General features: G+C 71.4%; 24 protein-coding genes and 1 riboswitch. Of the genes, 10 read left to right on the top strand and 14 right to left on the bottom strand.

What is annotated here, in order from left to right; genetic code table 11:
• A complete protein-coding gene (locus tag AC3ANR_RS01865; RefSeq protein ID WP_488290181.1) occupies positions 1-810 on the top strand; it encodes a ChbG/HpnK family deacetylase in 810 nt (269 codons plus the stop codon).
• A gap of 80 nt (positions 811-890) precedes the next feature.
• Here the strand turns inward: AC3ANR_RS01865 and AC3ANR_RS01860 are convergent, their stop codons facing one another.
• Together AC3ANR_RS01860 and metH are read right to left on the bottom strand one after the other, a co-directional pair.
• A complete protein-coding gene (locus AC3ANR_RS01860) occupies positions 891-1310 on the bottom strand; it encodes a glycine zipper 2TM domain-containing protein (protein WP_488290180.1) in 420 nt (139 codons plus the stop codon).
• An 82-nt stretch (positions 1311-1392) separates the two neighbouring features.
• A complete protein-coding gene (gene metH, locus AC3ANR_RS01855) occupies positions 1393-4116 on the bottom strand; it encodes a methionine synthase (protein WP_488290179.1) in 2724 nt (907 codons plus the stop codon).
• Between the two features lie 42 nt (positions 4117-4158).
• Positions 4159-4230, bottom strand: a riboswitch (S-adenosyl-L-homocysteine riboswitch).
• Between the two features lie 61 nt (positions 4231-4291).
• Here metH and AC3ANR_RS01850 point away from each other — a divergent pair.
• Positions 4292-5281: a Bug family tripartite tricarboxylate transporter substrate binding protein gene (locus AC3ANR_RS01850; RefSeq protein ID WP_488290178.1), complete on the top strand. Its 990-nt coding sequence runs from the start codon at positions 4292-4294 to the stop codon at positions 5279-5281.
• A 13-nt stretch (positions 5282-5294) separates the two neighbouring features.
• Here AC3ANR_RS01850 and AC3ANR_RS01845 read toward each other — a convergent pair whose 3' ends face one another.
• A complete protein-coding gene (locus AC3ANR_RS01845) occupies positions 5295-6341 on the bottom strand; it encodes a homocysteine S-methyltransferase family protein (RefSeq protein ID WP_488290177.1) in 1047 nt (348 codons plus the stop codon).
• A gap of 74 nt (positions 6342-6415) precedes the next feature.
• On the opposite strand from AC3ANR_RS01845, the gene recQ reads away from it, so the two are divergent.
• On the top strand, positions 6416-8275 hold the full coding sequence (recQ, locus tag AC3ANR_RS01840) for a DNA helicase RecQ (RefSeq protein WP_488290176.1): 1860 nt from the start codon (positions 6416-6418) through the stop codon (positions 8273-8275).
• A gap of 184 nt (positions 8276-8459) precedes the next feature.
• Here the strand turns inward: recQ and AC3ANR_RS01835 are convergent, their stop codons facing one another.
• Positions 8460-10760, bottom strand: a complete 2301-nt coding sequence (locus AC3ANR_RS01835; protein ID WP_488290175.1) for an ATP-binding protein — start codon at positions 10758-10760, stop codon at positions 8460-8462.
• 135 nt (positions 10761-10895) lie between these two features.
• Here AC3ANR_RS01835 and AC3ANR_RS01830 point away from each other — a divergent pair, with 135 nt between their 5' ends.
• From AC3ANR_RS01830 to AC3ANR_RS01815, 4 genes are all read left to right on the top strand, one after another.
• Positions 10896-12095 carry a threonine ammonia-lyase gene (locus tag AC3ANR_RS01830; RefSeq protein WP_488290174.1) on the top strand — a complete coding sequence of 400 codons (1200 nt, stop codon included), beginning with the start codon at positions 10896-10898 and terminating at the stop codon, positions 12093-12095.
• A 31-nt stretch (positions 12096-12126) separates the two neighbouring features.
• On the top strand, positions 12127-12531 hold the full coding sequence (locus AC3ANR_RS01825; RefSeq protein ID WP_488290173.1) for a PaaI family thioesterase: 405 nt from the start codon (positions 12127-12129) through the stop codon (positions 12529-12531).
• A gap of 52 nt (positions 12532-12583) precedes the next feature.
• A complete protein-coding gene (locus tag AC3ANR_RS01820; RefSeq protein WP_488290172.1) occupies positions 12584-12736 on the top strand; it encodes a hypothetical protein in 153 nt (50 codons plus the stop codon).
• Between the two features lie 340 nt (positions 12737-13076).
• Positions 13077-14930, top strand: coding sequence for a phosphoenolpyruvate carboxykinase (GTP) (locus AC3ANR_RS01815; RefSeq protein ID WP_488290171.1), 1854 nt, complete (start codon positions 13077-13079; stop codon positions 14928-14930).
• 78 nt (positions 14931-15008) lie between these two features.
• Here AC3ANR_RS01815 and AC3ANR_RS01810 read toward each other — a convergent pair whose 3' ends face one another.
• Positions 15009-15164, bottom strand: a complete 156-nt coding sequence (locus AC3ANR_RS01810; RefSeq protein ID WP_488290170.1) for a hypothetical protein — start codon at positions 15162-15164, stop codon at positions 15009-15011.
• Positions 15165-15173: 9 nt separating this feature from the next.
• Positions 15174-15614, bottom strand: coding sequence for a hypothetical protein (locus tag AC3ANR_RS01805; protein WP_488290169.1), 441 nt, complete (start codon positions 15612-15614; stop codon positions 15174-15176).
• Positions 15615-15733: 119 nt separating this feature from the next.
• Here AC3ANR_RS01805 and AC3ANR_RS01800 point away from each other — a divergent pair, with 119 nt between their 5' ends.
• Positions 15734-16693 carry a LysR family transcriptional regulator gene (locus AC3ANR_RS01800; RefSeq protein ID WP_488290168.1) on the top strand — a complete coding sequence of 320 codons (960 nt, stop codon included), beginning with the start codon at positions 15734-15736 and terminating at the stop codon, positions 16691-16693.
• Positions 16694-16802: 109 nt separating this feature from the next.
• Here the strand turns inward: AC3ANR_RS01800 and AC3ANR_RS01795 are convergent, their stop codons facing one another.
• Positions 16803-16976, bottom strand: coding sequence for a hypothetical protein (locus tag AC3ANR_RS01795; RefSeq protein WP_488290167.1), 174 nt, complete (start codon positions 16974-16976; stop codon positions 16803-16805).
• Positions 16977-17247: 271 nt separating this feature from the next.
• Here AC3ANR_RS01795 and AC3ANR_RS01790 point away from each other — a divergent pair, with 271 nt between their 5' ends.
• Positions 17248-18060, top strand: a complete 813-nt coding sequence (locus AC3ANR_RS01790) for a metallophosphoesterase (RefSeq protein WP_488290166.1) — start codon at positions 17248-17250, stop codon at positions 18058-18060.
• Here AC3ANR_RS01790 and AC3ANR_RS01785 read toward each other — a convergent pair.
• Together AC3ANR_RS01785 and AC3ANR_RS01780 are read right to left on the bottom strand one after the other, a co-directional pair.
• Entirely contained in the window at positions 18057-18668 is a 612-nt protein-coding gene (locus AC3ANR_RS01785; RefSeq protein WP_488290165.1) for a TetR/AcrR family transcriptional regulator, read from the bottom strand. The genes AC3ANR_RS01790 and AC3ANR_RS01785 overlap by 4 nt on opposite strands.
• A 9-nt stretch (positions 18669-18677) precedes the next feature.
• Complete coding sequence (locus AC3ANR_RS01780; RefSeq protein WP_488290164.1) at positions 18678-19592, bottom strand: LysR family transcriptional regulator ArgP; 915 nt, start codon at positions 19590-19592, stop codon at positions 18678-18680.
• Between the two features lie 74 nt (positions 19593-19666).
• On the opposite strand from AC3ANR_RS01780, the gene AC3ANR_RS01775 reads away from it, so the two are divergent.
• The gene (locus tag AC3ANR_RS01775; protein ID WP_488290163.1) at positions 19667-20992 is read left to right on the top strand and encodes a D-amino acid dehydrogenase; all 1326 of its coding nucleotides are present in this window, start codon (positions 19667-19669) and stop codon (positions 20990-20992) included.
• 39 nt (positions 20993-21031) lie between these two features.
• On the opposite strand, the gene AC3ANR_RS01770 is transcribed toward AC3ANR_RS01775, so the two are convergent.
• The 5 genes from AC3ANR_RS01770 to AC3ANR_RS01750 are packed head-to-tail and all read right to left on the bottom strand — an operon-like array spanning position 21032 to position 26892.
• The gene (locus AC3ANR_RS01770) at positions 21032-21376 is read right to left on the bottom strand and encodes a TfoX/Sxy family protein (protein WP_488290162.1); all 345 of its coding nucleotides are present in this window, start codon (positions 21374-21376) and stop codon (positions 21032-21034) included.
• On the bottom strand, positions 21366-23702 hold the full coding sequence (locus tag AC3ANR_RS01765; RefSeq protein WP_488290161.1) for a xanthine dehydrogenase family protein molybdopterin-binding subunit: 2337 nt from the start codon (positions 23700-23702) through the stop codon (positions 21366-21368). Before AC3ANR_RS01765 ends, AC3ANR_RS01770 begins: the two co-directional genes overlap by 11 nt.
• 52 nt (positions 23703-23754) lie before the next feature.
• Positions 23755-25014, bottom strand: coding sequence for an acyl-CoA dehydrogenase family protein (locus AC3ANR_RS01760; protein ID WP_488290160.1), 1260 nt, complete (start codon positions 25012-25014; stop codon positions 23755-23757).
• Between the two features lie 49 nt (positions 25015-25063).
• Positions 25064-25852 carry an alpha/beta fold hydrolase gene (locus AC3ANR_RS01755; RefSeq protein WP_488290159.1) on the bottom strand — a complete coding sequence of 263 codons (789 nt, stop codon included), beginning with the start codon at positions 25850-25852 and terminating at the stop codon, positions 25064-25066.
• The gene (locus tag AC3ANR_RS01750) at positions 25849-26892 is read right to left on the bottom strand and encodes a 2,5-dihydroxypyridine 5,6-dioxygenase NicX family protein (RefSeq protein WP_488290158.1); all 1044 of its coding nucleotides are present in this window, start codon (positions 26890-26892) and stop codon (positions 25849-25851) included. Before AC3ANR_RS01750 ends, AC3ANR_RS01755 begins: the two co-directional genes overlap by 4 nt.
• Between the last annotated feature and the right edge of the window lie 25 nt (positions 26893-26917).

Below are 26917 nucleotides of genomic sequence, written 5' to 3'. Positions count from 1 at the left end.
GTGAGCGGGCAACGGCGGCTGGTGGTGTGCATCGACGACTATGCCCTGCGGCCGGGGGTGGACGCCGCCGTGCTGGAGCTGGCGGCGGCGGGCCGCGTCTCCGCGGTCAGCTGCATGGTGGGCACGCCGCACTGGCGCGCGGCCGCGCCCGCGCTGCGCCCGCCGGGGAACGTCGACGTGGGCCTGCACCTGGACTTCACCGAGGCGCCGTTCGATGCCGGATTGCGCAGCGGGCTGGGCGGATTCATTGCCCGAGCGTACCTCGGCGCCCTGCCGGCCGGCCGCGTGGCGGCGGAGATCCGCGCGCAGCTCGACGCCTTCGAGGATGCGCTGGGCCGCCGGCCCGACCACGTGGACGGCCACCAGCACGTGCACCAGCTGCCGCGCGTGCGCGAGCTGTTGCTCGACGAACTGGCGCGCCGCGGCGCCTCGGGCCTGTGGCTGCGCGGCACGCGCCGGCCGGCCGGCGAGCCGGGCACCAAGCCGAAGGTGATCGCCGCGCTCGGCGGCGAACGCCTGCGCGCGCAGGCGCGGTCGCAGGGCCTGCGGATGACGGACCACCTGCTGGGGGTGTACGACTTCAGCGGCGACGCGGCGCGCTACACCGCGCTGCTGGACGCCTGGCTGGCGCGCGCGCGGGAGGGCGACCTGTTGATGTGCCACCCGGGCCGGCGCGACGATGCGCCGCAGGGCGACCCGATCGCGCCGGCGCGCGCGGTCGAATACGAGGTGCTGCGCAGCGAGGCCTGGCCGCGCCTGCTGGCGCAGCGCGGGGTCGCGGTGGCGCGCTTCTCGGCCGCGGCCGCCTGAGCTGCGCGCCCTCTCGGGCGCTCCTCGGGAGCTCCTCGGGCGCGCCCCGGACGCGGCCTGGTGCGTCCAGCGCTGCGACCTCAGTGGGCGCTCAGCGTGTGGCCCTGCACTTTGACCACGCTGCCGGCCTTCCAGCTGGGCGCCGCCTCCTGCTCGAAGGTGCGCACCGAGCCGTCCTTCATCCGCACGCGCGTGACCCAGACGTCCTTGCTGGTCACGTGCTTCTGCACCTCGTTGCCCGCATAGCCGCCGGCCGCGGCGCCCGCCACGGTGGCGAGCGTCTTGCCGTTGCCGCCGCCGATCTGGTTGCCCAGCAGCCCGCCCACCACGGCGCCGCCGACGACGCCCACCGCGCCGCCTTGGCCCTTGCGCTTTTCCTTGTGCACGTCCTGCACCGCGGCGCAGGTGCCGCAAAGCGCCTTGGTGGCGGGCGAGTTGCCCTGGGCGGCGACGCCGGCCGCGGCAGCGGCGAGCACGGTGGCGATGACGAACTGCTTCATGGGGAATCCTCCTGTGATCCCTGTCCAACGGCTGAGCCGCCCCGCAGGACGACCGCCGGCATCCAGCCCGCCGTGGCGTTTGTCACAGGTTCGACGCCAGCGCGCGTTCGAGCTGGGCCCGCTCGGCGCCGCGCCGGGCGGCCAGGTCGTCCAGCTGGTCGGCGCCGATGCGGCCGACGTTGAAGTACGTGCTCTGCGGATGGCTGAGGTAGAAGCCGCTGACGCTGGCCGCCGGCGTCATCGCCAGGCTCTCGGTCAACCCCAGGCCCGCCTCCTCGGCGTGCAGCAGGCGGAACATGTCGGCCTTCACGGTGTGCTCCGGGCAGGCCGGGTAGCCGGGGGCCGGGCGGATGCCCTGGTACTTCTCGGCGATCTGGTCCTCCAGCGACAGCTGCTCCGCGGGCGCGTAGCCCCACAGGTCCTTGCGCACGCGCTCGTGCAGGCACTCGGCGAAGGCTTCCGCCAGGCGGTCGGCCAGCGCCTTGAGCATGATGGCCGAGTAGTCGTCGTGGTCCTTCAGGAAGTACTGCTCCTTGGCCTCGCAACCGATGCCCGCGGTGACCGCGAAGACGCCGATGTAGTCGTCGGCCACGCCCTTGGGCGCGACGAAGTCGGCCAGGCAGCGGTTGGGGCGGCGCACGCCGTCGACGACGGGCTTTTCGGTCTGCTGGCGCACCCCGTACCAGGTCATCGCCACCTGCCGGCGCGACGCGTCGGTGTACAGCTCGATGTCGTCGTCGCGCACCGTGTTGGCCGGCCAGAAGCCGACCACCGCATTGGCCGTCAGCCAGCGGCCCTCGACCAGCCGCTTGAGCAGGCGCTGGCCGTCCGAGAACACCCGCACCGCCTCGGCGCCCACGACCTCGTCCTTCAGGATGGCGGGGAACGGGCCGGCCAGGTCCCAGGTCTGGAAGAACGGACCCCAGTCGATGTGGCGGGCCAGCTCGGCCAGGTCGAAGTTCTTGAACACCCGGCGCCCGATGAACTTGGGCTGCGGCGGCACGTAGCTGGACCAGTCGACCGGCGACTTGTTGGCACGCGCCTGCGCCAGCGGCACCAGCGGCACCTGCTTCTTGCTCGCGTGCAGCTGGCGCACCTTCGCGTAGTCGGCCTCGACGTCGGCGATGAACCGGGCCGCCTGCTCGGACAGCAGGTTCTGGGCGACGCCCACGCTGCGCGAGGCGTCCGGCACGTACACCACCGGCCCCTCGTAGTGCGGCGCGATCTTGACGGCCGTGTGCACGCGGCTGGTGGTCGCCCCGCCGATCAGCAAGGGGATCTTGCGCAGCCGGAAGTGCTCGTCCTTCTGCATCTCGCCGGCGACGTACTGCATCTCCTCCAGCGACGGCGTGATCAGCCCCGACAGGCCGACGATGTCCGCGCCCTCGACCTTCGCGCGGGCCAGGATCTCGTGGCACGGGACCATCACGCCCATGTTCACGACCTCGAAGTTGTTGCACTGGAGCACGACCGTGACGATGTTCTTGCCGATGTCGTGCACGTCGCCCTTGACCGTGGCGATCACGATCTTGCCCTTGGCCTTGACGTCCTGGCCCGCCGCCTCGTGGCGGCGCTTTTCCTCCTCGATGTACGGGATCAGGTGGGCCACGGCCTGCTTCATCACGCGCGCCGACTTCACCACCTGCGGCAGGAACATCTTGCCCTGGCCGAACAGGTCGCCCACCACGTTCATGCCGTCCATCAGCGGGCCTTCGATCACGTGCAGCGGCCGGCCGCCGCGCGCCAGCACCGCCTGGTACGCCTCCTCGGTGTCGGCCACGATGTGGTCGGTGATGCCGTGCACCAGCGAGTGCGCCAGCCGCTGCTCGACCGCCAGCTGGCGCCATTCGTTGCGCTTGCCGTCGTCGCGCGCGGCGCCCTTGGCCTGCTCGGCGATCTCGATCAGCCGCTCGGCCGCGTCCTTGCGGCGGTTCAGCACCACGTCCTCGACGCGCTCGCGCAGCTGGGGTTCGACCTCGTCGTAGACGCCCACCATGCCGGCGTTGACGATGCCCATGTCCATGCCGGCCTGGATCGCGTGGTACAGGAACACGGTGTGGATCGCCTCGCGCACCGGGTCGTTGCCGCGAAAGGAGAAGCTGACGTTGGACACGCCGCCCGACACCTTGGCGCCCGGCAGGTGCTGCTTGATCCAGCGGGTGGCGTTGATGAAGTCCACCGCGTAGTTGTCGTGTTCCTCGATGCCCGTCGCGATGGCGAAGATGTTGGGGTCGAAGATGATGTCCTCGGGCGGGAAGTCCACCTCGTCCACCAGGATGCGGTAGGCCCGCTCGCAGATGCGGACCTTGCGCTCGAAGGTGTCGGCCTGGCCGGCTTCGTCGAATGCCATCACCACCGCCGCGGCGCCGTAGCGCCTGACCAGCGTGGCCTGGCGCTTGAACTCGGCCTCGCCCTCCTTGAGCGAGATCGAGTTGACGATGCCCTTGCCCTGCAGGCAGCGCAGGCCGGCCTCGATCACCTCCCACTTGGAGCTGTCCACCATCACCGGCACGCGCGCGATGTCCGGCTCGCTGGCAATCAGGTTGAGGAAGCGCACCATCGCGGCCTTGCTGTCCAGCATGGCCTCGTCCATGTTGACGTCGATGACCTGGGCGCCGTTCTCCACCTGCTGGCGGGCCACCGCCAGGGCGTCCTCGAACTTGCCGGCCAGCACCATGCGGGCGAAGGCCTTCGAGCCGGTGACGTTGGTGCGCTCGCCGACGTTGACGAACAGGCTGCCCGGGCCGATGGCGACCGGCTCCAGGCCGGCAAGCTTCATCGGGGGGACGGCGGGGAAATTGGGCATGGGGCTCACCTTGGTTCGACAACCGCGGCCATCGCCGCGCGAGACAGGTGAGCGCCGTTGGAAATCTCAAGCCTGACGCCGGGCGGGGCCGGCGCTGCAACGCTCCTTGAGATGCGTCATTTTACCTTCAGGGTCCGCACGCAAAATCGCGCCTTTGCGTGCCCCAGGAGTGCCCATGTTCCGCCAGCCCAACCGCCGCGCGCTGCTTGCGTTCGGCGCCGCCCTCGCCCTCGGCAGTGCCGTCCTGCCCGCGGCCGCGCAGACCGCCGCCGGCCAGGCGCCGATCCGCATCCTGGTGGGCTTTCCGCCCGGCGGCGGCACCGACGCCATCGCCCGCACGCTGGCCGAGAAGCTCAAGGACCAGCTGGGCCAGCCGGTGGTGGTGGACAACCGCGCCGGCGCCGGCGGCCAGATCGCCGCGCAGGCGCTCAAGGCCGCGCCGCCCGATGGCCACACGCTGTTCCTGTCGCACGACCACACCGTCTCGATCCTGCCGCTGGTGACCCGGAACCCGGGGTTCGATCCGGCGCGCGACTTCGTGCCGGTGGCCGGCTTCGCCACCTTCGTCAATGCGCTGGCCGTCTCGGGCGGCACGCCGGCGCGCAGCATGGCCGAGTACGTGGCGTGGGTGCGCGCGCACGGCGGCAAGGGCAACGTCGGCGTGCCCGCGCCGGCGTCGGTGCCGGAGTTCCTGGTCAAGGTGATCGGGCAGAAGTGGGGGCTGGACCTGCAAGCGGCGCCCTACCGCGGCAGCGCGCCGATGATGGCCGACATGCTGGGCAACCAGATCGGCGCCGGCATCGGCTCGATCCCCGACTTCATCGAGAACCACAAGGCCGGCAAGATCCGCGTGGTCGCCGTGATGGGCAAGGAGCGCCAGGGCGCCGTGCCCGACGCGCCGACGTTCACCGAGCTGGGCCTGGCCGGGTTCGAGGACGTGCCGTACTACGGCCTGTTCGCGCCGGCCGGCACGCCGCAGGCGACTCTCGAGCGCATCGGCGACGCGCTGGCCAAGGTGGTCGCGCAGCCCGACGTGCGCGAGCGGCTCACCGCCATGGGCCTGTCGGTGGGCTACATGCCCCAGCAGCAGCTGGCCGCGCGCGAGCGCGCCTACTCGGCGGCCTGGGCGAAGATCATCAAGGCGAGCGGCTTCCAGCCGCAGTGAGCGCGGCCGCCGCTCAGGCGGCTTCCTTGTAGAAGAACTCGCGCTGGCGCGTGCGCGCCGGCAGCGGCGAGACGGCCTGGCCGATCGCCGTGATGTGCTCGGGCGTGGTGCCGCAGCAGCCGCCCACGATGTTCACCAGGCCCTCGGCCGCGAACTCGCGCAGCAGGCGCGAGGTGACCTCGGGCGTCTCGTCGAAGCCGGTCTCGCTCATCGGGTTGGGCAGGCCGGCGTTGGGATAGCAGCTGATGTAGGTGTCCGGCGCGGCCTTGGCCAGCTCCTGGATGTAGGGGCGCATCAGGGCGGCGCCGAGCGCGCAGTTCAGGCCCACCGCCAGCGGCCGCGCGTGCCGCACGCTGTACCAGAACGCCGTGACCGTCTGGCCGCTGAGCACGCGGCCCGAGGCATCGGTGACGGTGCCGCTGATGACGATGGGCAGCCGCTCGCCGGTCTGCTCGAACACCTCGTCGATGGCGAACAGCGCCGCCTTGGCATTGAGCGTGTCGAAGATGGTCTCGACCAGCAGCAGGTCGGCGCCGCCCTCGAGCAGGCCCTCGACCTGCTCCTTGTAGGCCGCGCGCAGCTGCTCGAAGTCGACATTGCGGGCCGCCGGGTCGTTGACGTCCGGGCTGATGCTGGCGGTGCGCGGGGTCGGGCCCAGCGCGCCGGCGACGAATCGCGGCTTGTCGGGCGTGCCGTACTTGTCGGCGGCGCGGCGCGCGATGCGGGCGGCCGCCACGTTCATCTCGCGCGCCAGGTGGCCCAGCCCGTAGTCGTCCTGCGCCAGGGCGTTGGCGCCGAAGGTGTTGGTCTCGATGATGTCCGCGCCGGCGGCGAGGTAGCCCTCGTGGATGTCCTGCACGACGTCGGGCCGCGTGAGCACCAGCAGGTCGCTGTTGTTCTTCAGGTCCCTGGGGTGGTCCTTGAAGCGCTCGCCGCGGTAGTCCGCCTCGGTCAGCCGGAAGCGCTGGATCATGGTGCCCATCGCGCCATCCAGGATGAGGATGTGCTGGTCCAGCAGCGCGGGCAGCTGCTGGCCACGGGTGTAAGTGATCGGCTTCATGGAGGAGGAAAAATCGACGCGGTTGGTCGGCCGATTGTAGGAAGTCCGCGTTGGAGGCAGGCCCAGCGGGGAGAATGCGCCCCTTGTCCTTCGCCACCTCCATCCTCCACGACGTCTTCGGCTACGAGCGCTTCCGCGGTCCGCAGGCCGACATCGTCGACCACGTCATCGGCGGCGGCGACGCGCTGGTCCTCATGCCCACCGGCGGCGGCAAGTCGCTGTGCTACCAGGTGCCCGCCATCGCCCGCCAGCGCGCCGGCCACGGCGTCACCGTGGTCGTCTCGCCGCTGATCGCGCTGATGCACGACCAGGTCGGCGCGCTGCACGAGGCCGGCGTCGAGGCCGCGTTCCTCAACTCCTCGCTCAGCTACGAGGAGGCCGCCATGGTCGAGAAGCGGCTGGCGCGCGGCGAGATCACGCTGCTGTACGCGGCGCCCGAGCGCGTGACGACCCCGCGCTTCCTGGCGCAGCTGGACGCCCTGGCCCAGCGCGGCCAGGTCGCCCTGTTCGCCATCGACGAGGCCCATTGCGTCAGCCAGTGGGGACACGACTTCCGGCCCGAGTACCGCCAGCTCGCGGTGCTGCACGAGCGCTATCCGCGCGTGCCGCGCATCGCGCTGACCGCCACGGCCGATGCCCTCACCCGCGCCGACATCGTCGAGCGCCTGCAGCTGCAGGACGCGCGCCAGTTCGTCAGCAGCTTCGACCGCCCGAACATCCGCTACCGCATCGTCGAGAAGAAGGACCCGTCCGCGCAGCTGCTGCGCTTCGTGCAGGACGAGCACGAGGGCGAGGCCGGCATCGTCTACTGCCAGTCGCGCAAGCGCGTGGAGGACACGGCGCAGATGCTGGTCGACCGGGGCCTGAACGCGCTGCCCTACCACGCCGGGCTCGACGCCGCCGTGCGGCAGCGCAACCAGGACCGCTTCCTGCGCGAGGACGGCATCGTGATGGCCGCCACCATCGCCTTCGGCATGGGCATCGACAAGCCCGACGTGCGCTTCGTCGCCCACCTGGACATGCCCAAGAACATCGAGGGCTACTACCAGGAGACCGGCCGCGCCGGCCGCGACGGCCTGCCGGCCGAAGCCTGGATGGCGTACGGCCTGCAGGATGTGGTGAACCAGCGGCGCATGATCGACGAGAGCCCCGCCGGCGACGAGTTCAAGCAGGTCATGCGCGGCAAGCTCGATGCCCTGCTGGCGCTGGCCGAGGCCACCGACTGCCGCCGCGTGCGCCTGCTGGCGTACTTCGGCGAGCCGTCCGAGCCTTGCGGCAACTGCGACAACTGCCTGTCGCCGCCGCGGGTGTGGGACGGAACGGACGCGGCGCGCAAGCTGCTGTCCACCATCTACCGCGTGCGCCAGGCCAGCGGCATCGGCTTCGGCGCCGGCCACCTGATGGACATCCTGCGCGGCAAGCAGACGGACAAGATGGCCCAGTACGGGCACGCGAAGATCTCCACCTTCGGCGTCGGCGCCGAGTACTCGGAGCAGCAGCTGCGCGGCGTGCTGCGCCAGCTGGTGGCCACGGGCGCCGTCGGGGTCGATCCCGAGGCGTTCAACACGCTGTACCTGACCGAGGGCTCGCGCGCGGTGCTCAAGGGCGAGCAGCAGGTGCTGCTGCGCGAATCGATCTCGCAGCCCGCCTCGCGCAAGCGGTCGACCGGCCGCGCGGCTGCCGCGCCCGCGGCCGCGGCGGGCCTCACGGCCGACGGGCAGGCGCGCTTCGCGGCGCTCAAGGCCTGGCGCGGCGAAGTCGCGCGCGCGCACAACCTGCCGGCGTACGTGATCTTCCACGATGCGACGCTCGCCGCCATCGCCGCGGCGGCGCCATCGTCGATCGGCGACCTGGAAGGCATCAGCGGCATCGGCGCGCGCAAGCTCGAGGCCTACGGGCAGGAAGTGCTGCGGGTGGTGGCCGAGGCGGGTTGAATTGGCGCCCTGCTTGTCATTGCGGGCTGGACCCGCAATCCAGTCCGATGGGTCTCTCACGCACCGAACTGGATTCCGGCTTGCGCCGGAATGACAGCAAACGGTGTCATTGCGGACTCGATCCGCAATCCATGAGACGGCGCAGCCACGGAGTCCGGCGCGCGCCGGGATGACGCGAAGTCGGCTACCCCGTGAACCCGATCGGCCGCGCCTCGCGCACCTCGGGCTTGATGCGGTGCTCGGCCTCGAGTTGCTCGAGGAACTCCTCGGGCCCGACGTCGGCGGCGGCCAGGATCTCGACCTGCCGCTTGACGGCGGCGAAGTCGCCGGGGCACAGCTGGTCCAGGCGCGCCAGCCGCGCCTGGATGGCGGGCGTGAGGCGCGCCGCGTCGCCGCCGAGCGCCTCGGTGACGAACATCGCCTCGCGCTGGGCCGGCGTGAGCGGCTTGAACCTGATCTTGAACGTGAAGCGGCGCAGCGCCGCCTGGTCGATGCGATCGAGCAGGTTGGTGGTGCAGATGAAGATGCCGGGAAAGCGCTCCATGCCCTGCAGCATCTCGTTGACCTCGGTGACCTCGTAGGTGCGCTGCGCCCCCCGGCGGTCCTGCAGGAAGCTGTCGGCCTCGTCCAGCAGCAGGACGGCCCGCTCGGCCTCGGCCTCGCGGAACATCGCGGCCATGTTCTGCTCGGTCTCGCCGACGAACTTGCTCATCAGATCACTCGCCTGCTTGATCAGCAGCGGCCGATCGAGCGTGCGCGCGATGTGCTCGGCCAGCGCCGTCTTGCCGGTGCCCGGCGCGCCGTAGAAGCACAGGGTGCCGTGCCCGCGCGCCTGCAGCGCGCGGACGATGCGCGGCACCTCGAAGCGGCTCTCGACGTTCAGCATCGCCAGGTCGTAGGTGGTGACGCTGGGCCGGGCGGCGGCCTGCGAGCGGTTGCCCAGCGCCTGGTCGGCATTGCGCAACTGGCGCTCGATCAGGTCCTCGGCCGAGGCCTGCGCGCCGCTGGCCAGGGCGGCGAAGCGCACCGCGGTGCGGATCTGCGCCGGCGTCAGGCCCTTGCGCTCGGTCAGCTTGGCGACGAAGGCGTCGGACACCGGCACGCCCTCGAGCGTCTTGCGCACCAGGCCCTCGCGCGCGCCGGGCGGCGGCGACTTCAGCTCCAGGTGGTAGGCGAAGCGGCGCCGGAACGCCGGGTCGATCTGCTCGATGCGGTTGGTGACCCACAACGTGGGCACCGGGTTCGACTCCAGGATCTGGTTGACCCACGCCTTGCCGCTGACGCTGCCGCTGGCCGGCGCCGCGACCTGCTCGGCGCGGGCCAGGAGCTGCGCCGCCTCGGTGCTGATCGGCGGAAAGACGTCCTCGACCTCGTCGAACAGCAGCGCGGCCTGCGCGCTGCCCTTGAGGAACACCTGCGCGATCTGCAGCGAGCGGTAGCGGTCGCGCCCGGACAGCGAGTTGCCGTCGCGGTCGGCGTACTCGACCTCGAACAGCTCCAGCCCCGCGGCCTGCGCCACCACCTTGGCCAGCTCGGTCTTGCCGGTGCCGGGCGGTCCGTACAGCAGCACGTTGACGCCCGGCTCCTTGCGCTCGATCGCGTTGCGCAGCAGCGCGCACAGCACCTGGGCGTCCTCGGCCACGAAGGCGAAGTCGGCCAGCCCGAGCGCGCTCTTGCTGCACGGGCGCGTGAACACCGCCATCAGCTCGTTCTGGTCGCGGTACTCGCGCATCAGCACCGGAGGCAGTTTCTCGCTGACCTTCATCAGGTCCGCCAAGTCGGTGATGTTGTGCTCGGAGATCAGGTTTTCCACCAGCCCGATGCGCTCCAGGCGCGAGCCGGCGCGCAGCGCCTCGCCGACGTCGGCGGCGTTGACGCCGGCGATCTCCGCCAGGGCGGCATAGGCCTCCGGCGCGTTGTTGACCTTGAATTCGACCAGGATGCTGCGCAGGTCACGCTGGTAGCGCGCCAGCGTGCCGTACAGCAGCAGCGCGCGCTCGGCCTGGTTCAGCTGCAGCAGGCCGGACAGCGCGTCGATGTTCTTCTCCACCAGCGTGGACTGCTTCTTGAGCGCCTGCGTGAGCCACTCGCCGGTGACGGTGAGCACCGACAGCAGGTCCTTGGGCTGGTCCTTGGCGTACTCGTCGAGGTAGAAGAAGAGCGTGCCCTCCTCGTAGGGGCCGCGCCACACGCCGTGGCGCTCCAGGAAGGCGGCGGTCGACAGCCGCTCGTGCCCGCGCCAGAACTCGTTGTCCTTGCAGCGGCGGCCCAGGAACTCGCGCAGCCGCGCGAGCGCCGGCGCCGGCCACACGAGGTGCCGCCCCGCCAGGGTCAGCAGCCCGTTCAGGTCGCGCCGGACATTGAACTTGCCGCCCTGCTTGGCCGCCAGCGTCAGCACGAAATGCGAACACATCAGGTCGAGCACCGGCGCGTCCTTCAGCCCGGGCGAGGGGAGCAGTTGCGCGTCGGTGGATCGTTTGACCATGCGTGGCCTCCGAAAAAGACAGGTGTGCGCGGTGGCACGTGGTGCGCACGATAACGCGCCTTCCGGCCCCATGGAAGCGGCTGATGCAGCGCGGCGCTGTCGGACCATCCCGCATTCGCGGGGACAATGGCGCCCATGCTCACCCTCGCCGACATCCAGGCCGCCGCCACCCGACTCGAGGGCCAGGTGCTGCGCACGCCATGCGTCGAATCGCGCACCCTGTCGCAGCTGACCGGCGCGCGGGTGTTCCTCAAGTTCGAGAACCTGCAGTTCACCGCCAGCTTCAAGGAGCGCGGGGCGTGCAACAAGCTGGTCCAGCTCACGCCGCAGGAGCGCGAGCGCGGCGTCATCGCCATGAGCGCTGGCAACCACGCCCAGGGCGTCGCCTACCACGCCCAGCGGCTGGGCATGCGGGCGGTGATCGTGATGCCCCGCTTCACGCCCGGGGTGAAGGTCGAGCGCACCCGCGGCTTCGGCGCCGAGGTCGTGCTGCACGGCGACACGCTGGAGGAGGCGCGCGTGCACGCGATGCAGCTGGCCGAGCGCGAAGGGCTGACGCTGGTGCACCCGTACGACGACGAGGCCATCGTCGCCGGCCAGGGCACGGCGGCGCTGGAGATGCTGGCCGATGTGCCGGAGCTGGACACGCTGGTCGTCTCGGTGGGCGGCGGCGGGCTGATCGCCGGCATGGCGGTGGCGGCCAAGGCGCTCAAGCCGTCGATCCAGATCGTGGGGGTGCAGACGCTGCGCTTTCCGAACATGTACAACGCCATCAAGCACGCGCAGCTGCCGCAGGGCGTGAGCACCATCGCCGAGGGCATCGCCGTCGGCACGCCCGGGCGCGTGCCGCGCGCGATCATCGAGCGGCTGGTGGACGACATCGTGCTGGTCGACGAGAGCGACATCGAGCAGGCGATCGTGATGCTGCTGGAGATCGAGAAGACGCTGGTCGAGGGGGCCGGCGCGGCCGGCCTGGCCGCGATGCTGAAGGAGCCCGCCCGCTTTGCGGGCCGCACGGTGGGCCTGGTGCTGGGGGGCGGCAACATCGACCCGCTGCTGCTGGCGGCCATCATCGAGCGCGGCATGGTGCGCGCCGGGCGCCTGGCGCGCATCCGCGTGAGCGCGCGCGACGTGCCCGGCTCGCTGGCGCGCATCACGGCCACGGTGGCCGACGCCGGCGCCAACGTGAACGAGGTGCATCACCAGCGCGCCTTCACCATGCTGGCGGCGCAGAACGTGGACGTCGAACTGGTGATCCAGACTCGCGGGCCCGACCACATCGAGGCCGTGCTGCAGGCGCTGCGCGGCGCCGGCTTCCAGGCCGAGCGGCAGTGACGGCGGCCGCCGCGGTGGCATGATTTCGCGCATGACGCTCGATCGACTGCAAGCCGCCCTGCCCGAGTACTTCGCCCCCTGGGTGCAGGCCCTGGGGCTGCGCGCCGAGGGATTCGACGCCGACAGCGTCACGCTGCGGCTGCCGCTGGACGAGCAGCTCGCGCGCAGCGGCGGCATGCTGTGCGGCCAGGCCATGATGGCCGCCGCCGACACGGCCATGGTGCTGGCGCTGATCAACCAGTTCGGCGAGTTCCGCCCGTGCACCACGGTGCAGATGAACAGCAGCTTCCTGCGGCCCCTGAGCGGCCAGGACGCGCTGGTGCAGGCGCGCATCGTGCGGGCCGGCAAGGCGCTGGCGTTCGGCGAGATCGACATCCGCGGCGCGGTGGACGGCAAGAGCGCCTGCCGGGCCAGCACCACCTATGCCCTGCTGTAGCCCGGCCGCCAGCCGCTAAAATCGCCGCTTCGATCAGCGTCACGAGGAACCCATGTCGAGCACCGAAGTCCGCCACAGCCACGGCGAGGAAACCGAGCCCCAGGACGGGGTGGAAGCCGTCGTGCACGCCATTCCCATCGTGCTGCCCATCGTTGGCGGCGTGCTGATGTTCCTGCTGGCCTTCATCGCCATCTACATGGCCTGACGCGGCTCCTCGCCCGTCCCGCCCCAAGCCCGGTCGGCCGCCGCCACCGGGCTTTTTCTCTGTCCGGCCCCCGGCTGCAACCCGGCCATGCGGCGCGCATAACCTCATGCGGGTTTTGCATGGAATCGACAGGAGCCCCCACCCCAGATCAGTTCGCGCTTCTTAGAATCGTCTTCCCAGCCGACCCGAAGCGTGACCTGGCCCTGCAGCGATCCTGCCGCCAACCGTCAGCGCCACCCGCCGACTGAGCCAAAGCCCGGTTTCAAAAAGGCGTGCTCGGCCCCCTCCCCCAGCGCTCCTTTCTGTGACCCGGTTTTTTGACCTTGAGGAGCTTTTTCCGATGAACTCTCCCGCCATGAAGGGCTTGAATCTCAATGCCCCCTCCTATGTGCGCAACGCCCGGCTGATCGCCTGGGTGGCCGACATGGTGGCGCTTTGCAAGCCGCAGGCCGTCTACTGGTGCGACGGCAGCCAGGAGGAATACGACCGCCTGTGCCAGCAACTGGTGGACGCCGGCACGTTCAAGAAGCTCGATGCGGCCAAGCGCCCGAACTCGTTCCTGGCCTGGTCCGACCCAAGCGACGTCGCCCGCGTGGAAGACCGCACCTTCATCTGCTCGCAGAAGAAGGAGGACGCCGGCCCGACCAACAACTGGATGGCCCCGGCCGAGATGCGCGCCACGCTGCAGCCCCTGTTCGACGGCTGCATGAAGGGCCGCACGATGTACGTGGTGCCGTTCTCCATGGGCCCGCTGGGCTCGCCGATCGCCCACGTGGGCGTGGAGCTGTCCGACAGCCCGTACGTGGCCGTGAACATGCGCATCATGACCCGCATGGGCAAGGCGGTGTACGACGTGCTGGGCGTGGACGGCGAGTTCGTGCCCTGCGTGCACACCGTCGGCGCGCCGCTGCAGCCGGGCCAGCAGGATTCGGCCTGGCCCTGCAACAAGACCAAGTACATCGTCCACTACCCCGAGACGCGCGAGATCTGGTCGTACGGCTCCGGCTACGGCGGCAACGCGCTGCTGGGCAAGAAGTGCTTCGCGCTGCGCATCGCCTCCACCATGGGCCGCGACCAGGGCTGGCTGGCCGAGCACATGCTGATCCTGGGCGTGACCTCGCCCCAGGGCAAGAAGTACCACGTCGCGGCGGCGTTCCCGTCGGCGTGCGGCAAGACCAACTTCGCCATGCTGATCCCGCCCAAGGGCTTCGAGGGCTGGAAGGTCACCACCATCGGTGACGACATCGCCTGGATCAAGCCGGGTGCGGACGGCCGCCTGCGCGCGATCAACCCCGAGGCGGGCTACTTCGGCGTGGCCCCGGGCACCAACTTCAAGACCAACCCGAACTGCATGGAGTCGCTGAAGTCGGACGTGATCTTCACCAACGTCGCGCTCACCGACGACGGCGACGTGTGGTGGGAAGGCATGGACGGCGAGCCGCCGGCGCACGCCATCGACTGGCAGGGCAAGGACTGGACGCCGCAGATCGGCAAGGAGACCGGCGCCAAGGCCGCGCACCCGAACGCGCGCTTCACCGTGGCGGCGACCAACAACCCGGCGCTCGACCCGGCCTGGGACGATCCGGCCGGCGTGGCGATCGACGCCTTCATCTTCGGCGGTCGCCGCTCCACCACGGTGCCGCTGGTGACCGAGGCCCACGACTGGGTGGAAGGCGTCTACATGGCCGCGACCATGGGCTCCGAGACCACCGCGGCCATCATCGGCCAGCAGGGCGTGGTGCGGCGCGACCCGTTCGCCATGCTGCCCTTCACCGGCTACAACATGAGCGACTACTTCCAGCACTGGCTCAACCTGGGCCGCAAGCTGGAGGCCTCGGGCGCCAAGCTGCCGAAGATCTTCACCACCAACTGGTTCCGCAAGGGCGAGGACGGCAAGTTCGTCTGGCCCGGCTACGGCGAGAACATGCGCGTGCTCAAGTGGATGATCGACCGCATCGAAGGCCGCGTGCCGGGCGAGGTGCACCCGTTCGGCATCAGCCCGACCTACGAGGAGCTGAACTGGGAAGGCCTGCCGTTCACGGCCGAGCAGTTCCAGCAGGTGATCCACATCGACCTGCCGGCCTGGGAGAAGGAGCTGGAGCTGCACCACGAGCTGTTCCAGCAGTTGGAGCACCGCCTGCCGCAGGAGCTCAAGGACACCAAGGCCAGGATCGAGGGGCGTCTGGGCGCCTGACGCGTTCCCGCGTTGCCATGCGAAAAGGCCGCCCGAGGGCGGCCTTTTTGCTTGTTGGCCTGGTCCGGCGCGACCGGCTCAGCTGCGCGAGCGGGCGGCCTGCAGCAGCCGCCGGCGCCGCTCGGCGCGGGCGAGTGCCCGGCGCTGGGCCCAGGCGTCCAGCCGGGCCAGCACCCCGCGCGGCAGCACCGCGAGCAGCACCGTCCAGGCTTGTCGGGCGACAGCCACCAGCATGGCGGCGCCTCAGTAGTAGCCGCGAACGTCGCGCAGGCTGTCGCGGCTCATGGCGCGGCTGAGCTCGGCCATGATGCGGGCGTCGCTCAGCGCGGCATTCCACAGCTGGCGGTCGGCCGCGGCGCTGCGGCGGGCGGCGGCGGCGCGCTGCCAGCCGGCACGCAGGCCCTGGACGGCACGGCGGGCCGGCGCGGCCAGCAGGCCGAGGGCGGCGAAGCCGACGGTCCACAGCACCACCCAGGCGGCCAGCAGGTGGCCCTCGGTCCAGGTGTCGACGAGCTGGTTGGCAACGACGAGCAGCGCCGACACGATGGCGGCGAGCAGCAGGGTGGCGGCGCCACGGGCGCCGTCGAAATGGGTCACGAAATCGCGCGCGGCCGACACGACGCGCTCGGCGCGGGCCACCCCGGGGTGCTGGGTGGGTTGGTCGACATGGACGAAGCTGGTCATGGTGAAAGTCCTCCTGGTGATCGGCGACCTTTTGAGCGCCGTACAGCCAGGATATTAGGGTTCGCCCTGATATTTTTCCACTTTTGGTTTGTGATGGCTATCATTCAGACAACGTATAGATGCCGAATTTCCGAACCTTCGACCTGAACCTGCTGCGGGTGTTCGACCAGGTGATGTCCGAGCGCAACCTCACGCGCGCGGCCCGCAACCTGTCGATGACCCAGCCGGCGGTGAGCAACGCCCTGAACCGGCTGCGCGACGCGGTCGGCGACAAGCTGGTGACCCGCAGCGGCTACGGCGTCGAGCCGACCCCGCGCGCGGTCGCGCTGTGGCCGGCGGTGAGCGATGCGCTGCGCCAGCTCGAAGGCGCGCTCACCCCCGGCCAGTTCGTCGCCGCCGAGGCGACCAACACCTTCGTGCTGGCGATGGCCGACGCCACCGCCGCCGGGCTGATGCCGGGCCTGGTGGAGATCATCGAGCGCGACGCGCCGGGCATCTCCATGCGCGTGCTGCCGCTCACCACGCGCGATCCGCGCCGGATGCTGGAGGACGGCACCGTCGACCTGGCGGTGGGCTTCTTCCCCGCCGTGCTGGCCGACCTGACCGCGCAGTCGCAGGCGGGCGCGCGCCCCGCCTACGACCACCAGCGCCTCTACGACGGCCAGTACGTGTGCGTGATGCGGCGCGACCACCCGCTGTCGCGCGGGCCGCTCACCCTGAAGCGCTTCTGCGCCGCCCACCACATGCTGGTGAGCTTCTCGGGCCGCCCCTACGGGTTCATCGACGAGGCGCTGGCGGCCCTGGGCCAGAAGCGGCGCATCGTGCTGACCGTCAACCAGTTCTTCACGGCCGGCCAGGTGGTGGTCACCTCGGACCTGCTGACCGTGCTGCCGCGGCACTTCATCCCGGTGACCGGGCGGGCCTCCGAACTGGTCGAGCGCGAGCTGCCGTTCGACGTTCCGCGCGTGCACGTCGAGTCGCTCTGGCACCACCGTCAGGCGCAGCGCAGCGACCATGCGTGGCTGCGGCTGGCGGTGGCGGCAGCCGGGCGCAAGGCGTTCGCGCAGGCGCCTGCCTGAGCGGCGCGCAGCGCTTCGCAGCCACGTCGCGCTGGCGGACCGGCCCAGCGCGCCCCGCCTGCAGCCAAGGCCGGGGCCGGGGCCGGGGCCGGGGCCGGGGCCGGGGCCGTCAGCGGATGACGCGCAGCCAGGCGCAGGCGGCCTGGCGAAGTTCCTGCGCCTGGCGCGGGCTGTGGCCGGCTCGGGCCTCGGCGCGCTCCATCAGGCGCTGCAACGGATCGTCATGGGGAGCCGGCTGCTGCGGATGCAGCAGGCGGGAGAGCGAAGCAAACAGGGTGTCCATGGGCGTGGCTGGTAGGTCGCCACAGGGCGACTTCCCAAGAATAAGGGTTAACCCTAGGTTCGCAAGCCCCGTTCCGGCCTTGGGCCATGCCGCCTTCGCATGACCCCAGCCGGACGGCGGCATGACCGGCGCGGCCAGCGCGACCGCATGACCCCAGCCGGTCAGCGGTCAGCGGTCAGCGGTCAGCGGTCAGCGGTCAGCGGTCAGCGGTCAGCGGTCGATTTGATCCGGCGTCTGCCGGACCGCGCTGCCGGCCCCTGACAATCGGTGGGTGCGCTTCCAGTTGCTGTCGGACCTGCATCTCGAAACCCAGCCGGAGCTCCAGCTGCAACCCGCGCCGGGCGCGCAGCTGCTGGTGCTCGCCGGCGACGTCGGCTCGTACCAGCCCGGCAGCATGCTGCCGGGCGACGACTTCGGGCTCGAGCGCTTCTCGCCGCGCCGGGGCTGGCCGGTGCCGGTGCTGTTCGTGCCCGGCAACCACGAGTACGACAACCTCGACTTCGACACCGCGCATGCCCGGCTGCGCGAGACCTGCGAGCGCCTGGGCATCACCTGGCTGGAGCGCGAGACGCTGGTGCTGGACGGCGTGCGCTTCGTCGGCACCACCCTGTGGACCGACTTCGACGCCCTGGCGATGCAGGCGCCGGACACCACGCAGGCGCTCAAGCTGCGGCACAAGGCGTTCCGGGCCGCGGACTTCTACCTGAGCAAGACCGGCGCGACCCGGCGCGGCGAACCGCTGCTGGCGCCGGCGTGGCGCGAGCTCGGGCTGGAATGCCACGCCTGGCTGCGCGAGGCGCTGGCGGTCCCGTTCGACGGGCCCACCGTCGCGGTCACCCATTTCGCACCGACGCTGCGCAGCGCCGACCCGCGCTACGGCCTGGTGCCGGGCACGGCGGGCTTTTGCAACGGCCTGGACGACCTGCTGCCGCGGGCCGACCTGTGGCTGCACGGGCACCTGCATTGCCGCCACGACTACCGCGTGGGCACCTGCCGGGTGGTGGCCAATCCGCTGGGCTACGCGCGCAAGGGCGAGCAGGAGGGCTTCCGCCCGGACCTGGTGCTGGAGGTGGGCCGCGCCTAACGCGCCGCCAGGCCGTCGAAGCAGGTGCTGATCACCAGCTCGATGATCTCGTCGTCGCCGTGCTGGCCGGCGGCCTTGAGGAACTCCACCACCGGGTCGCACGCGCGGGCGTACAGCGTGTAGAGCATGGCCAGCGCCGGCAGCCTGGCATTGAGCGTGCCCTCGCGCTGCCCGGCCTCGATCCAGGCACCCAGCGTGTCGCTGATGTCGATCAGCGCGTCGGCGTAGTCGCGGCTGGCCATCAGGGCGGCACGCAGCGTGGAGTTCTGGCTCGGCAGGGAGGGCATCTCGCCCGCCAGCTGGACCTGCAGCGTCCAGCGCACCACCGCCTTGAGCTTGTCGGCCACCGGCAGCGCCGGGTCGATGCCGGCCAGGAACTGCTGCGCCCGGCGCATGACGCGCACCATGGCGGCTGCGGCCAGGTCTTCCTTGCTCGGGAAATGCTTGTAGAGGCTGGCCTTGGCGATGCCGACGGCGGAGGCGACCTCGTCGACCGTCATCGCGTCGAAGCCCTTTTCCGCCAGCAGGCGGTTGACGCTCTGGATGATGGCCTCCTCGCGCGCGGCCAACATCTGTTCCTTGAAGGACGGCCGGGCGACGGTGCTCATGGCGCGAGTTTACTGCCGGGGGAGCGCCTCGGCGGCCGCCTGCACCAGCGCCGCCGTCAACGCATCCAGCACCTCGGACTGCAGGTTCCAGCAGTGCCAGTACAGGTCGATCGCCTGCGAGTGCCGCGGCAGCACGTCGACCAGCGCGCCCTGCTGCAGCAGCCCGCGCACCAGCAACTCGGGCACCACGCTCACGCCCCAGCCCGCCAGCACCGCCCGCACCTGCCCTTCCGAGCTGGGCACGAACAGCTGGCTGAGCGCCACCCGGCGCAGGCCGAACGCCTTGGCCACGAACTCGCACTGCATGTCGTCCTTGCGGTTGAAGGCGATGAAGGGCAGTTCGCGGAAGTTGTGCGGCGTCAGCCCGCCGGCGCAGTGCGCCTGCGCGTACTGCGGCGTCGCGATGGCCACGTACTCCATGGCGCCCAGCGCCACCACCTTGCAGCCGCGCAGCGCCTGCTTGAGCGTGGTGACGCAGCCGAGCACCTGTCCCTCGCGCAGCCACTCGTGGGTGAAGTCCTGGTCGTCGGTGATGATCTCCATCGGCAGGCCCTGGCGCGCCAGGCCGCCCAGCGCGGCGAGCGCCCAGGTGGCGATGCTGTCGGCGTTGATCGCGATGGACACTCGCTCCTCCTCGCGCGAGCCGCCGGCCGAACTGGGCGCCAGCTCGCGCAGGTCGCGTTCGAGGTCGGCGCGCAGCAGCCGCAGCTGCTTGGTGTGCTTGAGCAGCAGCTGCCCCGCCCCCGTCGGCCGCAGCGGGCGGCTGCGCACGATCAGCACCGTGCCCACCTGCGCCTCGAGCGCGCGCAGGCGCTGCGACACCGCCGACTGCGTGATCGAGAGGCGGCGCGCGGCGCGCTCGAAGCCGCCCTCCTCCACGATGGCGGCCAGGCATTCGAGGGCGGCGGGGTCGTAGGTACTCATAAGCAGGTCTGATGGATCGGCTGCAAGTTTAAATTTGCTTTATCTGCGCGGCAACCTGCCGGACACTGCCGCCCATGAACGTCCTCGTCCTGGGCGCCGGCATCATCGGCGTCAGCACCGCCTGGCACCTGCTCGAGCGCGGCCACGCCGTCACGGTGGTCGACCGCCAGCCGGCCGCCGCCCGCGAGACCAGCTTCGCAAACGCGGCGCAGATCTCGGTGAGCTACTGCGAGCCGTGGGCCAACCGCCATGCGCCGGCCAAGCTGCTCAAGTGGATGTTCCGCAACGACGCCCCGCTGCTGTTCCGCCCCCAGCTGGACTGGCAGCAATGGCGCTGGGGCCTGCACTTCCTCGCGCAGTGCAACGACGCCGCCTTCGCGCGCAACGTGCAGCAGCTGGTCGCGCTGGGCGAATACAGCCACGCCGCGCTCAAGGACGTGGTGCGCGCCACCGGCATCGCCTACCAGCGCCTGGAGCGCGGCATCGCCCACTACTACACCGACCAGGCGGCGTTCGACGACGCCGCCGAAGCTGCCGCGCTGATGCAGCGGTTCGGCGTGCAGCGCCGCGTCGTCTCGCGCGAGGAGCTGCTGGCGATCGAGCCGGCATTGCGCTCGTTCGCCCACCGCATCGTCGGCGGCACCTACACGGCCAGCGACGAGAGCGGCGACGCCCGCGTCTTCACCGAGCAGCTGGCGGCGCGCTGCGGCGCGCGCGGCGCGCAGCTGCTGTTCGGCCACGACATCGTCCGGCTCGACAAGGCGGGCGGCGCGATCGACTCGGTGCGGGTGCGCGACCGCGCCGCCGGCATCGAGCGCACCCTGCGGGCCGACGCCGTCGTGGTCGCCTGCGGGTCGTACTCGGCGCCGCTGCTGCGCAGCGTCGGGGTCGACCTGCCGATCTATCCGGGCAAGGGCTACAGCGCCACCTTCCGCATCCTGCGGCCCGACGCGGCGCCCTCGGTCAGCACCATCGACGACGAGGTCAAGTGCGCCATCAGCCGGCTCGGCGACGACCTGCGCGTGGCCGGCACCATCGAGCTGGCGGGCTACGACCTGTCGCTCGACACGCCGGTGGCGCAGGCGCGATGCCGCATGCTGGCCGAGCGCATCGAGCAGGTGCTGCCGGGCGTGTGCGACACGCGCACCGTGGCGCAGGGCGGCAACCCGCGCTTCTGGACCGGGCTGCGCCCGGCCACGCCGACCAACATCCCCTACATCGGCCGCACGCGGGTCGGCCGCCTGTGGGTGAACGCCGGCCACGGCACGCTCGGCTGGACCCACGGCGCGGGCTCGGGCAAGGCCATGGCCGAGTTGATCAGCGGCGAGCGGCCGCAGATGGCGTTCGACTGCTACGGCGTGGAAGGCGCGGGCGAGCGCCTGCGCGCGCGCACGGCCTGACCGGACGGGGCGGGCACGCCGCCGCGCGGCCGCCGCCCCTCAGTGCCTGGCCGCCTTCCTCGCCGCTGGTTTGCGCGGCTTGGGCAGCGGCAGCGCCTCGGCCGTCACCAGCAGCGCGCGCCGCCACAGCGGCGGATCGTCCAGCAGCGCGTCGGCCCGGATGTGCGGCTTGGCCTGCGGATACGGTGCACCGTCGGGCAAGTCCGGCAGCAGCGCGCGGCCCTCGGCCGTCGGCTTGAGGAACACCTGGTTGTCGCAGATGAAGGCCGTGACCTTGCCGTCGACGTAGAGCGCGTACTCGCCGAACATCTTCTTGGTGGTCAGGCGCGTGACCAGGCCGGCCTGGTCACACACGTACTGCATGAAGCCGGCGTCAGTCGCCATGGCCGTGCATCAGCTCCCACAGGCGCACCGGCGTCAGCGGCATCTGCAGCCGCGGCGACAGCGCGGCGTGGCCGCCGCGGGCCAGCGCGTCGGCCGCCGCGTTGACGGCGCACGGGGTCGCGCCGATGGTGCCCAGTTCGCCCACGCCCTTGACCCCCAGCGGGTTGTTCTTGCACGGCGTGGACTCGTCCATGCTGGTCACGAACTCGCACGCCAGCAGGTCGGCGCGCGGCGCGGCATAGTCCATCAGGCTGCCCGTGATCGGCTGGCCGCTGCCGGCGTCGTAGACCATGTGCTCGAGCAGCGCCTGGCCCAGGCCCTGCACCGCGCCGCCATCGAGCTGGCCGCGCACGATGGTGGGATTGACCACCCGGCCCACGTCGTTGACGCTGCTGTACGCCACCACCTGCACCGCGCCGGTGTCCGGGTCGACCTCGACCTCGCAGATGTGGCAGCCGTTGGGCCAGCTCGGTCCGGCGACCTGCGTCGTGCTCTCGATGTGGATGCGCTGCTGCGGCTGGCGGCCGGCCAGCGAGAACAGGTCCACGGCCAGGTCCGTGCCGCGGACCTGGAACCGGCCCGCGCGGTACTCCAGGTCGGCGGCGCTGGACTCCAGCGCCTGCGCGGCGAGCTCGCGCGCCGCATCGAGCGTGCGCTGCGCGCCCTGCCGCAGGGCGGAGCCGCCCGTGAACAGCGAGCGCGAGCCGGCGCTGCCGAAGCCGTCGCCGCGGTCGGTATCCCCGAGCACCACGCGCACGCGCTCGATCGGCACCTCGAAGACATCGACCACCAGCTGCGCCAGCGTGGTGGCGATCCCCTGCCCCATGGCGTTGACGGCCGAGAAGACCTCGATCACCCCGTCCGGCAGCACCGACACCGTCACCCGCTCCTCCAGCGCGTTGCCGCCGGTCCACTCGAGGAAGGTGGCGATGCCCAGGCCGCGCAGCCTGCCGCGCTGCTGGCTGCGCGCCCGCCGCGCCTCGAAACCGGCCCAGTCCGCCTGGGCGAGCGCCTGGTCCATCACGTGCTCGAAGCGGCCGACGTCGTAGGTCTGCCCCATCGGGTTGGTGTAGGGCATCTGCTGCGGCGAGATGAAGTTGCGCCGGCGCAGCGCGATGCGGTCGATGCCCGACTGCCGCGCGGCCTCGTCGATCAGCCGCTCCATCGTGAAGATGGCCTCGGGCCGGCCGGCCCCGCGGTAGGCGCCGGTGGGCGCGGTGTTGGTCAGCGCGGCCCGGAAGTGGAAGTCCACCAGGGGGATGTCGTACACGCTGGTCTGCACCCACGGGCCGATCAGCAGCTGGATCGCCACGCCCGTGCCCGTGGCGTAAGCGCCGACGTTGGCCAGCGACCGCAGCCGCAGGGCCGCGATGCGGCCGTCGCGCGCGAGCGCGAGCTCGGCCTGCACGCGCAGGTCGCGGCCGTGGTGCGAGGAGACGAACTCCTCGCTGCGGTCGGCCGCCCACTTCACGGGGCGCCGCAGCTGCCAGGCGCAGTACGCGATCGCGACGTCTTCCGGGTAGGCGCCGGTCTTCATGCCGAAGCCCCCGCCCACGTCGCCGACGGTGACGCGCACCTGCTCGCGCTTCAGGCCCAGCGTGTCGCACAGCGTGGTGCGCACGCCCGATGGCATCTGCGTGCTCATGCGCAGGGTCAGCCGGCCGTCGTCGGCGGTCCAGGCGAGCACGCTGCGCGGCTCCAGCGCGAGCGCAGCCACGCGCTGGTTCTGGATCTCCAGCGTCACCACGTGCGCCGCCTCGGCGAACGCCTGCGCGCAGCGCTGGGCGTCGCCGTAGCGCGCCTCGGCCGCGATGTTGTCCGGCGCGCCGTCGCACAGCGTGGCGGTCCCGCCCTCCACCGCCGCGACCACGTCGGTGACCGCCGGCAGCTCCTCGTAGTCGACCCACACCGCTTCGGCCGCGTCGCGCGCCTGCTGCAGCGTGTCGGCGACGACGATGGCCACCGGCTCGCCGACGAAGCGCACCCGCTCGTGCGCCAGCACGGGCCGCGGCGGCGAGGCCGGCGGCGCGCCGCCGGGCCGTTTGAAGCTGGGATTGACCGGCAGCGTCTTGACGCCCGCCTGCGCCAGCTCGGCGCCGGTGACCACCAGCGCCACACCGGGCATGGCGCGCGCTGTCTGCGCATCGACCGAGGCGATGCGCGCGTGCGGGTGCGGCGAGCGCACGAACGCGACGCGCAGGACGCCTTCGGGCTGGTCGTCGTCGGTGTAGCGGCCGATGCCCTTGAGCAGGCCTTCGTCCTCGATGCGCTGCACGGCGCGCCCGCTGCCGAAGCGGGTGGCGATGCCGTTGGAATCGTCGCTCATGGGGCTCCTCGCGTGACGGCCGGCCATTGTGCCGCCGTTGCGCGCGCCGCGCTCAGGCCTCGTCCTTCTCGCCCGGCTCGTACAGCGTCTCGCGGCCCATGCGGTCCAGCACGAGCTCGGCCGTCCACGGCAGCATCAGCGAGCCGCAGCGGCTGTCGCGGTAGATGCGCTCGAGCGGCAGGTGCTTCATCATGCTCTGGCCGCCGCAGGTGCGCAGCGCCATTCGGGCCAGGTCGTTCGCGCCCTCCATCACCGTGTATTGCGCCGCGTAGAGCCGCATGCGCTCGTCCTTGGACGGGTTGGGCCGCGCCTCGCGGATCGCCCGCAGGAAGATGCTCTTGAGCGTCTCGAGCTGGATGCGCATCTGCGCCACCGCGACCTGCTTGGTCGGGTACATGCGCCGCTTGACCGGCGGCTCGCCCGGCACCTCGCCGCGCAGGTACTGCACGGTGAAGTCGTACGCCGCGTTCGCCAGCCCGAGGTACGTCGGCGCGAGCGTGAAGAACATGGCGGGCCAGGTCTGCGCGCCCTTGAAGTAGACGCCGCGCGGCATGAGCTGCTCGTCGTCGGGCACGAACACCTCCTGGAACGTGAGGTTGCGGCTGACGGTGCCGCGCATCCCCAGCGGATTCCAGTCGCCGCTGATCGCCAGCCCGGCGCTGGTGGCCGGCACCGACAGGTACAGCGTGTCGCGCGGATCCGGCTTGACGCCTTCGCGGTCCTCGGTGCACAGGATGCCGTAGTAGTCGGCCGCGCCCGAGAGCGAGGCAAAGATCTTGCGGCCGTTGACGATCCAGCCGCCCTCCACCTTGCGCGCGGTGGTGCCGAAGGGCGCCCGGCCGGCCGCCGCCGCGCTGCCCTCGGAAAAGGGCTGCGCATAGATCGCGCCGTCGGTCACCACGCGGCGGAAATGCAGCTCGCGCCGGCGCGCGTGCTCCTCGCGCTCGGCGTCGGTCATCGGGATGCCGTCGGCCAGCACGCCGGTCCACATCGTCGAGCAGATGTGCATGTTCCAGGTCAGCGCCGTCACGCCGCAAAAGCGCCCGATCTCCGCCGCCACCATCATGTAGGTCGGATAGTCGGCGCCGCCGCCGCCGTGGTCGCGCGGCACGCACAGCGCCAGCAGCCCGGCGTCGCGCAGGTCGTCGTAGTTGGCGAACGGAAAGCTCGCGGTCTCGTCCCACTGCGCCGCGCGCGGGGCGAAGCGCGTCCTGCCCAGTTCGTTGGCCAGCGACAGCAGCGAGCGCTGCTGCGGCGTGAAGTCGGTGTCGCCGACGGCGGGGGTGAATCCGAGCGAGGTCATCGCATCCATGGGAACGCTCCGGTCGTTGTCTTGGCCCGCCACCGCGCGCGGCGGCGCCTCAGTGCAGCAGCTGCCTCGGCAGCGCGAGGAAATTCAGGATCGCGGCGTCGAACTCGTCCGGCGCCTCCAGGTTCTGCAGGTGCCCGATGCCGCGCAGCTCCAGGTAGGTGCTGCCGGCGATGGCCTGCGCCATCTTCTTCATCACGGCGGGCGGGGCGTTGCGATCGTGCTCACCCGCCACCAGCAGCGTGGGCACATGGATGCGCGCCAGGTCCGCGCGCCGGTCGAAGGTGACCAGCGCCTCCAGCGCGCGGCGGTAGGTGGACGGGTTCACCAGGCCCATGCAGTGCTGCGCGAGCCGCACGCCTTCGGGCAGCGAACCCGGCCCGATCATCTGCGGCACCAGCACCTCGGCCAGCTGCGCCATGGACTGGCCGGCGTCCAGCGGCGCCGTGCGCTGGGCGACGAACTCGCGCTGCCAGTCGCCATCGGGCTTGCCGAACGCCGGCGAGGTGCCGCACAGCACCAGCCGGCTCACCAGTTCGGGCCGGCGGGCGACCACCTCCTGCGCGACCATGCCGCCCATGCTGTGACCCACCAGCACCACGTGGCCGCACTTGAGGCTCTCGATCAGCGCGATGCAGCTCTGGGCCAGGCCCTTGAACGTGTACGGCTCGATCGGCGCGCTGTGGCCGTAGCCGGGCATGTCCCAGGCGACGGCCCGGTAGCCGGACGACGCGAGCGTCTCCACCTGCGGGGCGAACGCCAGGTGGCCGCCGCCGATGCCGTGCAGCATCAGCACCGTGGGCCCGGCGCCCAGCGTGGTGAAGGCCGGCACCACGCTCATGCGACCAGGCGCCCCGCGTCCACCACGGTGGCGCCGTCGAGCTGCACGGTGCAGCCGCGCAGCGGCAGGTCGAAATGGCCGAGCGTGTGGCGGCCCGCCACCTCGTTGGCCCCGGTGCTGTAGAGGAAGTTGCCGGCGAACGCGCGCAACTCGGTGCCGTTGAAATCGCGCTTGTCGTACAGCGCCATGCTGTCCCAGCGCGCCGCGGCATTGAGGCCGTAGCCTACGTGGCTGACGGCATAGGCCTCGCGGTCGCCCCAGGCGGCGATGTAGCTGCGCATCAGCTCGGCATCGACGCCGGCGCCGTCGATGCGCGTGACGTGGTCCGACTCGATGGCGAGCGTCACGGGCTGCTCCAGATACCGCTTGAACGTCAGGTTGACGTCGCCGGCGGCCAGCACCAGCCGGCCGTTCACGCTGCCCGCGGCGGGGAACGCGAGCGCCAGCCCGCCCGGCCAGTGCGTCATCGTGCCGGGGCGCGTGGTGTAACCCCAGTTGCCGCCGGTGACTGCACCCTCGAGCGCGACCGTGAGGTCGGTGCCGGCGGGCGAGGTCACGCGCATGCGGCGCGCCGCGCGCAGGCGCTTGACGTGGTCCTTGACCAATAGCTCCAACGAGTCATCGCCCGGAGGGGCCAGCCGTGCCAGCGTCTCGGGGTGTTCGTTGCTCACATAGATGACGCGCGCCCCGCCCCGCAGGATGGCGGGAAGCTCCGGCGCGTGCATCAGGCCCTCGACGGTGCAGTCCACCACGAGGGTGCTGGCGGCCAGCGCGGCCACCACCGGCGCTATGTTTTGCAGAGCATTGGAAGCGCCCGTGGAGCGGGCTGGCGGCAGGCCCCGGGTGGACGGCGTGGGCACCGTGACGGTGAAGACGCGCGCCTGCAGGCGCGCCGCGGCGAGCTGCGCGAGCTGGACCAGGATGGGGCGGCTCTGGCTCTCGGCGAGCACCGCGACGGTGTCGCCGGGCTGCACGGCGCAACGCCGCAGCACGTGCTCGAAGGCTTCCAGCCAGGCGGGGTCGACGGTGTCCTGCAACATGGGTCGGGCGCTTTGATCCATACTA

This window comes from Ramlibacter sp. JJN2-2R (assembly GCF_057747835.1).
This window is presented reverse-complemented; position numbering and strand designations above follow the sequence as displayed.